The organism is Corallococcus sp. CA047B, assembly GCF_003612065.1.
Classification (GTDB): Bacteria; Myxococcota; Myxococcia; order Myxococcales; family Myxococcaceae; genus Corallococcus; species Corallococcus praedator.
This window is the reverse complement of the sequence record NZ_RAWD01000297.1, coordinates 1-11,751: the sequence shown is the minus strand read 5'-3', so window position 1 is coordinate 11,751 and position 11,751 is coordinate 1. Positions and strand designations below refer to the sequence as shown.

Annotated in this window: 10 protein-coding genes; 5 read left to right on the top strand and 5 right to left on the bottom strand. The window is 70.3% G+C overall.

The features are described 5' to 3' along the window. The 4 genes from D7X74_RS32885 to D7X74_RS32870 all read left to right on the top strand — a co-directional run. Positions 1-322: energy transducer TonB (locus D7X74_RS32885; protein WP_147446765.1), on the top strand; the 322-nt coding region annotated here is incomplete at its 5' end. A 22-nt stretch (positions 323-344) separates the two neighbouring features. Next, entirely contained in the window at positions 345-1,736 is a 1,392-nt protein-coding gene (locus D7X74_RS32880) for a PepSY domain-containing protein (protein WP_120536960.1), read from the top strand. A gap of 344 nt (positions 1,737-2,080) precedes the next feature. Next, positions 2,081-4,339: a TonB-dependent siderophore receptor gene (locus D7X74_RS32875; RefSeq protein WP_304984936.1), complete on the top strand. Its 2,259-nt coding sequence runs from the start codon at positions 2,081-2,083 to the stop codon at positions 4,337-4,339. Between the two features lie 38 nt (positions 4,340-4,377). After that, positions 4,378-5,058, top strand: coding sequence for a Fe2+-dependent dioxygenase (locus D7X74_RS32870; protein WP_120536958.1), 681 nt, complete (start codon positions 4,378-4,380; stop codon positions 5,056-5,058). Positions 5,059-5,062: 4 nt separating this feature from the next. Here D7X74_RS32870 and D7X74_RS32865 read toward each other — a convergent pair whose 3' ends face one another. Further along, complete coding sequence (locus tag D7X74_RS32865; RefSeq protein ID WP_120536957.1) at positions 5,063-5,530, bottom strand: universal stress protein; 468 nt, start codon at positions 5,528-5,530, stop codon at positions 5,063-5,065. Positions 5,531-5,669: 139 nt separating this feature from the next. Here D7X74_RS32865 and D7X74_RS32860 point away from each other — a divergent pair, with 139 nt between their 5' ends. Then, positions 5,670-6,542 carry an SDR family oxidoreductase gene (locus D7X74_RS32860; protein ID WP_120536962.1) on the top strand — a complete coding sequence of 291 codons (873 nt, stop codon included), beginning with the start codon at positions 5,670-5,672 and terminating at the stop codon, positions 6,540-6,542. Positions 6,543-6,557: 15 nt separating this feature from the next. Here the strand turns inward: D7X74_RS32860 and D7X74_RS32855 are convergent, their stop codons facing one another. The 4 genes from D7X74_RS32855 to D7X74_RS32840 all read right to left on the bottom strand — a co-directional run. After that, positions 6,558-7,352 carry a serine protease gene (locus D7X74_RS32855; protein WP_120536956.1) on the bottom strand — a complete coding sequence of 265 codons (795 nt, stop codon included), beginning with the start codon at positions 7,350-7,352 and terminating at the stop codon, positions 6,558-6,560. Positions 7,353-7,629: 277 nt separating this feature from the next. Next, complete coding sequence (locus D7X74_RS32850) at positions 7,630-9,117, bottom strand: FAD-dependent oxidoreductase (protein ID WP_120536955.1); 1,488 nt, start codon at positions 9,115-9,117, stop codon at positions 7,630-7,632. Continuing rightward, positions 9,114-10,460, bottom strand: coding sequence for a 2Fe-2S iron-sulfur cluster-binding protein (locus D7X74_RS32845; protein WP_120536954.1), 1,347 nt, complete (start codon positions 10,458-10,460; stop codon positions 9,114-9,116). The genes D7X74_RS32850 and D7X74_RS32845 overlap by 4 nt, the downstream gene beginning before the upstream one ends. Before the next feature lie 219 nt (positions 10,461-10,679). Beyond that, on the bottom strand, positions 10,680-11,751 hold a 1,072-nt coding region (locus tag D7X74_RS32840), incomplete at its 5' end, for a polymer-forming cytoskeletal protein (protein ID WP_199741946.1).

Here is an 11,751-nt window from a genome sequence, read left to right as displayed (position 1 = left end):
CCGCGTGGGTGGGCTGGGCACGGCGCCGGCCATCTTCTCACCCCGGGAAGTGATGAAGCTGCCGGTGCTGCTCGACGGCAAGCCGGACTACCCGCGCCGGGCCCGCGAGGACGGCATCACGGGCGTGGTGATGGTGTATGTGGTGATCGGCGCGGATGGGCGCGTGGAGCCGGCGTATACGCGCATCCAGCGCTCGGTTCCGGGGCTGGATGAAGCCGCCATCGAATCCGTTTCCCGCTGGCGCTTCTCGCCGGCCCTGGGACACGACGGGCGCCCGGTGCGCGTCAAGGTCGTGATCCCGGTGAAGTTCGCACTGAAGTGACCTGCTCGAAGAGACGCACATCATGAAGCCTGGCCTCCCCCGAACCGTCCTCTTCTGGATCCACCTGGTGTCCGGTCTCATCGTCGGACTCGTCGTCGGGGTGATGTCCTTCACCGGCGTGGCGATCGCGTTCGAATCGCAGATCGTCGACTGGGCGGACCGCGATGCCCGCCACGCGGCGCCGCCGCCCCCCGGAACGCCCCGGCTGTCCGTGGAGGCGATGCTCGCGAAGGTGAAGGAGGCCCGGCCGGGCGCGCAGCCCTCGGGCGTGACGCTGTTCCCGGAGCCGGACAGCGTGGTGGTGGTGGCCACCGGGCGCAACAGCGCCGTCTACGTCCACCCCTTCACCGGCGAGGTGCGTGAACAGGGCGCGAAGGGCCCGCGCGCGTTCTTCCAGACGATGGAGGACGTGCACCGCTGGCTCGCCGCTCCCAGCGAGCAGCGCGCCATTGGCAAGGCCATCACCGGCGCGAGCAACCTGGCGTTCTTCTTCCTGGGCGTGACGGGGCTGTTCCTGTGGTGGCCGCGCAAGTGGACGCTGCGCTCCATGCGGCCGACGCTGTGGTTCCGTGGCGGGCTCAAGGGCAAGGCGCGCGACTTCAACTGGCACAACGTCATCGGGTTCTGGTCGCTGCCGGTGTTGCTGGTGCTGACGGCGTCCGGCGCGGTGATTTCCTACAAGTGGGCGTCGAACCTGGTCTTCACGCTCACGGGCAACCCGCCGCCCAATGCGCAGGGGCCCAGCGTGTCCCCGCCGGTGCCCGTGCCCACCCCGGCGCCCGGCACCGCGCCCCAGGACCTGGACGCGCTCTTCGCGGCGGTGACGAAGCAGGCGAAGCCCTGGGAGACCATCAGCCTGAAGCTGCCCACGCCGCCCCAGGGGAGCGCGGGTGCCGGCCGGCCCGAGGGCGCCCCTGAAGGAGGCCGCGGTGGTCCGCGTGGTGAAGGTGGCCCTCGCGGTGAGGGTGGTCCGCGAGGTGAGGGTGGTCCTCGCGGTGAAGGGGGTCCGCGTGGTGAAGGCGGTCCTCGCGGTGAAGGGGGGCCAGGCGGCGCCGGGCGCGGCGGTCCTCAGGCCAGCACCTTCACGGTGCGTGAGCAGGACCGGTGGCCGTTGTTCTCGTCGGTCCAGGTGTCACTGGATCCCTTCACGGGGCAGGCGCTGCGCACGGAGACGTACGCGGACTTCAACAGTGGCCGCAAGGTGCGCACCTGGCTGCGCTTCCTGCACACCGGCGAGGCGCTGGGGTGGGTGGGCCAGCTCATCGCCGCGCTCGCGTCGTTCGGCGCCGTCTTCCTGGTCTACACCGGCTATTCGCTGTCCTGGCGCCGCTTCTTCCCGCGCCGCCGCGACCAGACCGTGACCCCCGCCGCCGCGGTCCCCGAGTCCCCGGAATCCAAGACACACGCTGCCTGAGATTTCCCTCATGAAACACAATATCCGGGATTGACCGGGTATTGTGTTCGTGAGGGTTCCCTCAGGAAACACCCCCGGCCCGGACCGCGCGAGCGGCTCCGGGCCGTCGCATTTTCACTCTGGGGCATGTGGCATTCGCGTGCCTGATGCCCGGCAGTGATGGGTTCACCCGGTGCCCCCAATCACAGCTCTTTTTGGGGAAGAAATATCTTGTCACATGTAACAAGGTCCTGCATATGAGAATCATTCTCATTTAGCCGCACCACTCTTCCCTGAGGGGACCCGTGTCCACAGCCAAGCCCGGTCGTTCTGCAATCCGTTCATCGAGTGGCAACCCTGGAGGCGTGCGCGGCGCGCTGTGGCCCTGGGGGCCGGCGGTGGGACTCGCCTCCGCGCTGGCGGCGGGCGGGGCGGTGGCGCAGGAGGCCCCGGTGGCCGCCGAACCCGCGGCGCCCGTGCAGGAGGCCCGTCCGGTGGAGGGCGCGACGCCTGCCGCGGCGGAAGCTCCGGCGACGGGGGCGGCGTCCACGGAGCAGGGCGGGGACGACGTCTTCGTCCTGCCCACGGTGGAGGTGGAGGGCGCGGCGTCGAAGTACAACGCGACGGAGCCCAGCCTGGCGCGCCTGCCCCGGCCGCTGGTGGACACGCCGCAGACCATCACGGTGGTGCCGGAGCGGGTCATCCAGGAGCAGCAGGCGACGACGCTGCGCGATGCCCTTCGCAACGTGTCGGGCATCACGGTGACGGCGGGTGAGGGTGGCCGGCAGGGCGACTCGTTCTCGCTGCGCGGCTTCTCCGCCCAGACGGACACGCTGCGCGACGGCGTGCGCGACCTGGGCTGGTTCACCCGCGACACGTTCAACCTGGAGGGCGTGGAGGTCTACTTCGGCCCGTCGTCGGTGCTCTTCGGCCGTGGCTCCACGGGCGGCGCCATCAACCTGGTGACGAAGAAGCCGCGCAAGGGGTCGTTCCAGAACCTGCGGCTGTCCGGCGGCACCGCGCCGTCCGGCCGCGTGGAGGCGGACGTCAACCACGAGGTGTCTGATCGCATCCAGTTGCGCGTGAGCGCGACGGGGCAGCTGGCGGGCGTGGCGGGTCGCGATGTCGTCACGGAGAACCGGGCGGGCATCGCGCCGTCCGCGCGCTTCCAGCTGGCGGACAAGGTGGCGCTGGAAGTGGACTACTTCTACCAGCACGAGAACAGCGTGCCGGACTATGGCCAGCCGTACTTCAACGGCTACCCGGTGGCCGTCACCCTGGACGTGCCCCGGGAGAACTTCTACGGCGTGAAGGACTCCGACGTGGAGCGTGTGAACGTGCACATCGGCACGGCGCGCGTGCTGGCGGACCTGGGCAGCAACCTGAAGCTCACCAACACCCTGCGCTACGGCGGCGTGGACCGCTTCGCCCGGCCCACCGCGCCGCGCGGCCTGACGCCTGCGGGCGCTCCGACCACCATCGGGCGGCAGCGCTTCGAGACGAACAACGACAACACGTACCTGGCGAACCAGACCGACCTGCGCGGCGTGTTCACCACCGGCTTGCTCAAGCACACCGCCAACGTGGGCCTGGACCTGTCGCGCGAGCAGCGCAGCCAGGACCGCAACAACCTCACCGCGGTGGGCCTGCCCACGGGCCCCAACCTGCCCGCGGACCTGTACGACCCGGACCACAACCCGGACCTGTCCGCCGTCAGCCGCGTCTTCGGCTCCTCCAACGAGAGCCGGCAGGTGAACCTGGGCGTGTACGCGTCCGACCAGGTGCAGATTGGCCAGTACGTGGAGCTGCTGGGGACCATTCGCTACGACAGCCTGCACAGCGACTATTCGGCCACCAACGCCGCGGGTGAGACGACGCCGTTCGAACAGGAGAACGGCCTGTTCAACTGGCGCGCGGGCGTGGTGCTCCACCCGGTGGCGAACACCAGCGTCTACGGCATGTACGGCACGTCCTCCAACCCGAGCGCGGAGCTGGCCACGCTGGCCAACGACACCGTCAGCCTGGATCCGGAGAAGAACGAGACGTTCGAGATCGGCGCCAAGTCCGACGTCATCGCCGAGCGCCTGAGCATGAACGCGGCCGTCTTCCGCACGAACAAGAAGAACGCCCGCGTGCCCAACAGCGATCCGGAAGGGCCCGCGACGATCCTCGAGGGCAAGCAGCGGGTGCAGGGCTACAACGTCGGCGTCGCGGGTTCGCCCGTGCGCGGCTGGAACGTGTTCGCCAACTACACGTTCCTGGACGCGAGCATCCAGGAGCACACCAACGACTTCCTGGAAGGCCAGCGGCTGGTGAACACGCCCAAGCGCAGCTTCTCGCTGTGGACCACGTACGCCATCCTGGAGAACCTCTCCGTGGGCGGCGGCGCCGTGTACCAGGACGTCGTCCCGGTGAACAACCCGGCCAACGCGACGACGCTGCTCTCCAAGGTGCCCAACTACTGGCGCTTCGACGCGTTCGCCAGCTACGCGTTCAAGAAGGTGGACCTGCAGCTGAACGTCTACAACCTCACCGACAAGCTCTACTACGACGCGTACTACGGCGGTCAGGCCGTGCCGGCGGAAGGCCGCTCGGCGGTGCTGTCCGCGAACGTGCGGTTCTAGTCGCGCGCGCTTCCAGCCGGGCGTGGGAGGATGTCCTCATGATGGTGCACATCCCGCAGGTCCTCACGCCCGAGCAGGTCGTCCACTGCCGCGCCGTCTTCCAGAAGGCGGCGTGGGAGGACGGCCGGGCCACCGCGGGCAGCCAGTCCGCGCAGGTGAAGAAGAACCTCCAGCTTCCCGAAGGAAGTCCCGCCGCGCGGGAGCTGGGGGACCTGGTGCTGGCCGGCCTGGAGAAGAGCCCGCTGTTCATCTCCGCCGTGCTGCCCCAGCGCGTCTTCCCGCCGCTGTTCAACCGCTACGAGTCGGGGATGGACTTCGGCTCGCACGTGGACAACGCCATCCGGCCGTTGCTGGGCACATCGCTGCGCATCCGCACGGACGTGTCCGCGACGCTGTTCCTGAGCGACCCCGACAGCTACGACGGCGGGGAGCTGGTGGTGGAGGACACGTACGGCAACCACTCCGCGAAGCTGCCCGCGGGGGACCTCATCATCTACCCGTCCACCAGCCTGCACCACGTCACGCCGGTGACGCGCGGCGTGCGGCTGGCGTCGTTCTTCTGGGTGCAGAGCATGGTGCGGGACGCAGCCCAGCGCGCGCTGCTCTTCGACATGGACACGTCCATCATGCAGCTCACCCGCGAGGTGCCCAGGAGCCCCGCGTTGGTGATGTTGACGGGCGTGTACCACAACCTCCTGCGCCAGTGGGCGGAGCCCTGAGCGTCTAGCCCTCCTCGGGCGTGACGTGCAGCGTGAGCACCGGGCACGCCGCGCGGCCCACCACCTTCTGCGCCACGCTGCCCAGCAGCATGCGGGTGAGGCCCTTGCGCTGGTGGGTGCCCATCACGACCAGATCGTATTTGCCGCGCTCGGCCTCCTCCAACACGACGTTGGCCGCCTCGCCAATCACCACGCGGTGGGACAGGGACACCGGCGCGCTGCCCTCCAGCGAGCGCAGGAGCGTGGCCAGCTCCTTGCCCGCGGTGTCGCGCGCCATCGTCTCCAGCGACTGCGCATCCCAGCCGGGCGAGGCCACCAGCAGGTCTGGCGCCACGTACTGCGGCGGCTCCCACGCGTGGATGATGTCCACCGTCGCCCCGAAGGGCCGCGCGAGCTGCATCGCGTACTCCACGACGGAACGGGAACCGTCCTTCAGGTCCACCGGCACGAGGATGCGTGAAGGGCCAGCCATGGATGTCCTCCTCCCAGAGTGCGCCACACGGCACGCCCGCCTGCCTTGAAGGCAAGCGGCCGGTCGCGGGATGCCGAGCAACATAGCAGGCACGCAGGTCCACCTGGGCGTGGGCAGCTTTCCACCCGAGGTTCACCCCATGCGCCCTCCCATCGACAACGGTACCGTGCTCATCATTGGCGCCGCTGGCGGCATTGGCCGCGAGCTTGCCCGTCTGCTCTCCCCCCGCGTCCGGACGCTGGTGCTGGTCGCACGCGAGGTGGAGGCGCTGAAGGACCTGCGCGACGAGGTGCTCGTGCGCAACCCGACCCTGGGGGTGATGCTGCGCGCCTGCCGGCTGGATGATCCCGGCGCGGTGGACGACCTGTTCGCGCACCTGGAGCGCCACTACGTGCGCGTGGACGTGCTCATCAACAACGCGGACCACGCGTCCAGCGGGCTGTACGCCGACGAGCGCTGGAAGCGCATCGAGGAGCTGGTGCAGGCCAACGTGGTCGCCCCCGCGATGCTCACGCACCGGCTGCTGGGCCCCATGCTGGAGCGGGGACGGGGCGGCATCCTCACCATCGGCTCGGGCGCGGCGCGCCTCTTCCTGCCGGGCGCGGTGACGTTCGCCGCCACGCAGCGCTTCCTGGACGGCTTCAGCGAATCCCTGCGCCTGGAGGTGAAGGACGCGGGCATCCCCGTCACCTTCGTGGCCGCGGGGCCGCTGGCGCTGGAGCCCGCGCTGGAGGGAGAGGTGACGCCCTTCTTCGAGCTGTCCCTGCGTCAGTGCGCCCGCGAGGCCCTGGCGGGCTTCGAGCGGGGCGAGGCGCTGGTGTACCCGGGCCTGGGGCACCGGTGGATGATGCGGCTGTTGCGCCTGCTGCCGCGCTCGTTCAAGCGGGGCCTGGGACGGCTGGCCCTGGGCGGCCTGCGCAGGAGACTGCTGCTCCAGCCCTCCGGGCCCGGAACGCAAGCGCCCCCCAGGCCGGTGCTGCTGGCCCAGGGGGAGCCTTCGTCCGCGACGTGAGGACGTAAAGACGGACTACAGCCCGATCTCCGCGAGGCGGGCCTTCACGCGCGTGGCCTTCACGCCGGTGTTGGCCGTGCCGCGGCCCTGCGAGTTGCCGCCGATGCCGATGTGGTGCAGCGCCACCACCTGGTTCGTGGACGTGGAGATGACGGGCGAGCCGGACGAGCCGCCCAGCGTGTCCGCGTTGTAGGAGATGTCCGTGGTGCTGTAGTTGCCGTTCAGCACGGAGCCCGGCGAGGACTTCTTCGTCGGCACGCACGAGGGCGTCGTGTAGTAGTCGCAGTTCTGGTTGACGACGTACACGGACGCGTTCGTCGCCGCGTTGGTGGTGGAGACGGTGAGGAAGCCGTACACCGCGCCGGGCAGCTGACCGTTGACGGCCGAGCAGCGCAGCGCCGTCATGTCATCGCCGCTCCACGTCTTGATGAACGTGGCGCACGGGTACCAGATGCGCGAAGCGGACGCGACGCCGTCCTCGTAGTTGAACGACACGCGCGCGCCCACCGCGTCCGCGCTGCTGCCGATGCAGTGGTTGTTGGTGATGATGACGTCGTTGGAGACGAGCCACGCCGTGCAGCGGCTGCCCACCGCCGGGATGGACAGGTAGCCCACGGCCTTGGACTTCGCCAGCGGCGTGCCCGTGAGGGACGTGGAGCTCACCCAGTTCAGCGTGCCCACGATGACGTTGGACTCCTGCGACGCCAGCGGACCGTTCGGCTCCGCATCCGGCAGGTCCTGCGGGTCCATGGAACCACACGCCGTCAGGCCCATCACCAGCATCGCACCCACGAGCTTCTTCGCGACCACGGGAACCTCCTTCGCGCTGCATTGCGCGGCGCGAAGGGCAAGGCACGTCGCGTGCCAAGAGGTGTCCCAGAGGGAGCACGCCGCCCCCACACCGCCAGGGTGGTGCGTGGATGCTCCGTGCAATCCGGTTGCGTTTGTAAAGAAACGTCACATTCCCGGAGGAATCCCCAGCCATCCCAGGGGCTTGCGCGTATTCCAAGGAGTGCCGCTTTTGCGGACAACCCGGCCCGCCCTGTTGTCCCAAGCGGAGACAGGGCGGGGTGGGCGCCGGGTACTTCTAACCGATGATCATCTCCTCGCGCTCCAGGGCGCCGCCCTCGAAGCGGCGGAGGTTGAAGCGGGTGAAGAGCTCGTCGGAGGTGCCGGAGGTCATCCACTGGGCCATCCGCTCCGCGACGGCGGGGGCCATCATGAAGCCGTGGCCCACGAAGCCGGACAGCTGGAGCAGGTTGTCCAGCCCGGGGGTGCGGCCCAGGATGGGGTTGTTGTCCGGGGTGACGTCGTAGAGGCCGCCCCACTGGCGCAGCACCTTCACCTGGCCCACGTTGGGGAGCTGTTCGGTGAGGGCGCGGGCGAAGCGCGACACGAAGCGCAGGGTGCTGCCCATGTTGGGGCCGGCGGGCTCCTTCGGGTCCCCCATGCCGCCCACGATTTCGCCGCGCATGGACTGGCTGAAGTACAGGCCCGTGTCGAGCACCGACACCAGCGGCGACAGGAAGGGCTTGAGCGGTTCGGTGCTGAGGATTTCGTGGCGGTGCGGTTCGTTGGGGAGCGCCACGTCCGCCAGCTTCGCCACCTGGGGGCTCCACGCGCCGGAGGCGAGCACCACGGTGTCGCAGGCGATGTCGCCCCGGTCCGTCTTCACCTTGCGCACCTGGCCGTTGCTCGTCTCGAAGCCTACGACGTTGGTGTACGTCTCCACCTTCACGCCGCGCTTCACGCTGCCCTGCGCGTAGCCCCACAGGAAGGCCCAGGGGAAGATGACGCCGTCCTCCGGGTTGTAGGCCGCGGTGAGGCAGTCCTTCATCGTCAGGCCGGGGACGATGTCGCGCGCCGCGTCCGGGGTGATGATGCGCGTGGGCACGCCGTACTTGTTGTGCAGCACGGCGTTCTTCTCCAGCCGCAGCGCCGTGTCCTTGCGCTTGGCGAGGAAGAGGTAGCCGCCCTGGCGCAGCCACACGTTGACGCCCAGGTCGCGCGCGAAGACCTTCATCAGGTCGATGGAGCGCTTGGCCAGCTCAATCAGCGCCGGGGTGCCCCACTGCATGCGCACGCCACCGCCGTTGCGGCCGGACGCGCCCGCGCACAGGTAGCCGCGCTCCAGCACCACCACGTCCGTCTCACCGCGCAGCGCCAGGTTGTACGCCAGCGACAGGCCCATGATGCCGCCGCCGATGATGACCACCTTCGCCTTCTGCGGCACCGGGCCCTGGGGCCGCAGCGCGGACGGGAAGTGCTCCAGCTCCTGGGGCACGCCGCCCATGGGGGGCACGGATTCGTCCACTGGGGCGCTCGCGAGCAGGCGCAGCTCCGTGGGGTACAGCGGCGGGCGCGGCGTGAAGGGCACCACCGCTTCGGACTTGAGCGCCTTCGACTTCTGGAGCAGCGCCGCGACCGCGGAGTGGCAGCTCTTGCCCTGGCAGATGCCGGTGCCGAAGCCGGTGTAGCGCTTCACCGACTCCACGTCCTGGTAGCCCCGCTCCAGCGCGTGTTCGATGTCGGTGACGGTGACGTCCTCGCAGGTACAGACGAGCGCCTTGCTCATGACAGCCCTCCCAGCAGCGCCTGCGCCGCGCGCTGGCCCATGGCCGCCGCGTCCTTCGCCGTGCCCGCCTTCACCACGTCGCCCGCGACGAACACGTCCGCGGCCTGCGTGCGTCCGTCCGCGTCCGCCTCCACGCGGAAGTGGCCCGTGTTCGCGTCGAACTCCACCTTCGCGCCGCCCTGGCGCGCCAGCTCGAAGCCCGGCGTCACCGGCACCGACACCACGATGGCGTCGCACGACACCTTCTGCTTGTGGCCGCCCTGCGGGGTGAAGCTCAACGCGCCCACGCCGCGCAGGCCGTGGGCCTTGAGCCCGTCGCCCACGCACGCCTTGGGGTGCGCGTTCGCGGGCAGCGGGCCCTTCAGGTCCACCACCGCGGCCACCTCCACGCCCCGCTGGGTCAGCAGGTGCGCCAGCGCGTGCAGCTCCGCGCCGTGGCCCACCAGCGTCGCGACCTCCGGGGCCACGTCATGGCGGCGCAGCAGCAGGCTGACCGCGCGGCCCGCGTACACGCCGGGCAGGTCGTTGTTCTCGAAGGGGAGGGTGGGCGGATGGCCGCCCACGGTGAGCAGGAAGCGCTCCGCGTAGACCTTCAAGAGCCGCAGTCCCTCGGGCTCCTGGGAGGCCACCGCGAGGTAGCGGCCGTGCTCGTCGTCGTACAGGCCGATGACGGTGGCCCGCCGCAGCACGCTGCCCTGGGGGAACGCGGTGGGCTCCGGCACGAAGGGCGCGCCGTCCTCCGGGGTGCCGTGGGCCAGCCGTCCGCCCAGGTTCGCGTCGCGCTCGAAGAGGAGGAAGGGAACGCCCTTGCCGGCCAGCACGCGCGCCGCCTCCAGGCCCGCGGCGCCACCGCCCACCACCGCGACCTTGATGTGCAGCGTGCGCGAGGGCAGGGCCGTGGGGCCCGGCTCCTTGGGCAACAGGCCCAGGCCGGCGAGCTGCCGGGCCACCTTCGCCATCACGTCCTCCGCCACCGGGACGCCCGCGAACATCTCGTGGTGGTCGAAGCGCTTGGGGAAGAACCAGTCGATGGTCGCGAAGATGTCCACGTTCGCGGAGGGGTATGCGTTCTGCCGCTCCAGCCGCATGCCTTCCTTCGCGGGCGTGCGGCAGGTGTAGACGTTGGGCAGGCCGTCCACGCGCATGAGGCAGTGCGAACAGGCCGCGGCGAAGCAGAAGGGCCCGCGCGGGCGGTGGTACTTCACGGAGCGGGAGAGGACGTTCTCGCCCGCGGCGATGAGGGAGCACGCCACCGGCTCGCCTTCGATGGCGGGGATGCTCTCGCCCTCGAGGTCCACGGTGATGGCCCTGCCGCGCGGGGTTGCGTCTGGGAGGCGTCGCATGGGTGCCGCGCAAAATGGCGCACCGGACCCGGGCGGTCAAAGCCTGTCGGCGTCCGCCCGCTTCCCGTCAACACCCCGCGCCGACAGCCCAGGTGATGGCCCGTGAGCGCGGGGCTTGTTGGAGAAGGAAGAAGCCCCACTCCCGGTGCGCGGGGAGCGGGGCTTCGGGGCTTCTTTGATGCGGTGTGGCAAACCCTGTCGGCCTTCAGGCCGGGTGCGTCAGATGGGCGCTTCGTCCCGGGGGAAGATGGGCTCCGGCATGCCCCGGGGGTGGTAGCCGAAGCGGGTGCGGATGACCGCGCCGAACGCCAGCGGCGTGAGGACGAGGTTGAGCAGCACGCCCAGCACCGGGATGTGGCTGATGAGGAGCAGCACCCCCAGCCCCAGGGCCAGCACCACCGCCTGCGTCTTGCGGCCGCGCATCACCGGCAGTCGTGTGCCCACCTCGCTGGCGATGGCCGCGTAGCCCAGCGCCGTGCCCAGCATGGAGGCGACCAGGAGGGCGAACGCCACCGGGATGCCGATGAGGGTGATGCACAGGACGATGGTCAGCGGGATGAGCGCCAGCGTGCCCACGAAGCCCACCGTCAGGTTCTGGCCGGGGCGGCTGCGGATCTCCTCGCCCAGCTCCTTCATGCGCGCCGGGAAGAACATCTGCCCCAGGAAGCCCAGCCCGAAGAGCAGCGCGAACTGGAGGATGAACGACGCCAGCCCGCCACCCCCGCTGCCATGGTCGTCGTCATCGTCGTCCGCGTCCGCGTCCGCCGCCGCGCCGGGGTCCCGGGACTCCGTCATGCCGCGCTTGATTTCACCCGCCACCATGCGGCCCAGGCCCGCGCCGCCGAAGGACTCCAGGCTGCCCTCCACCTTGGCGCCGTCCGCCTTCTGCACCTGGCCGCCGAAGGCGGACACGTCGCCTTCCACCTCCGCGTCCGGGCCCAGGATGACGTTGCCGCCGAAGGCGTGAGCGTCGCCCTCCACGTGGCCGTGGATCTCCAGGTTGCCGCCGAAGGCGACGGCGTCGTCCTCCACCGTGCCGCGCACGACGAGGTTGCCGCCGTAGACGACCGCGCTCTCCACGGACTCGCCCTGCTTCACCTCCAGGTTCTGTCCGCGCGCCACCACGTCCCGGGCGCCGCGCCGGCCCCGCTTGTTCTTGAAGCTGTCGCGGAAGTCGCGGATCTCCTCGCGCACGCGCTGCTTGGCCTCCTCGGCCTGCTCCTTCGCGGCCTCCGCGTGGGCGGTGGCGGCCGCGGCCTCCAGCTCCGCTGCCTCTTCCGCGTCCACGGGC

Bases quoted from the DNA above. Each gene is read 5' to 3' on its own strand.
- D7X74_RS32880 (WP_120536960.1), top strand. From the start codon at position 345: ATGAAGCCTGGCCTCCCCCGAACCGTCCTCTTCTGGATCCACCTGGTG.
- D7X74_RS32870 (WP_120536958.1), top strand. From the start codon at position 4,378: ATGATGGTGCACATCCCGCAGGTCCTCACGCCCGAGCAGGTCGTCCAC.
- D7X74_RS32865 (WP_120536957.1), bottom strand. From the start codon at position 5,530: ATGGCTGGCCCTTCACGCATCCTCGTGCCGGTGGACCTGAAGGACGGT.
- D7X74_RS32860 (WP_120536962.1), top strand. From the start codon at position 5,670: ATGCGCCCTCCCATCGACAACGGTACCGTGCTCATCATTGGCGCCGCT.
- D7X74_RS32850 (WP_120536955.1), bottom strand. From the start codon at position 9,117: ATGAGCAAGGCGCTCGTCTGTACCTGCGAGGACGTCACCGTCACCGAC.
- D7X74_RS32845 (WP_120536954.1), bottom strand. From the start codon at position 10,460: ATGCGACGCCTCCCAGACGCAACCCCGCGCGGCAGGGCCATCACCGTG.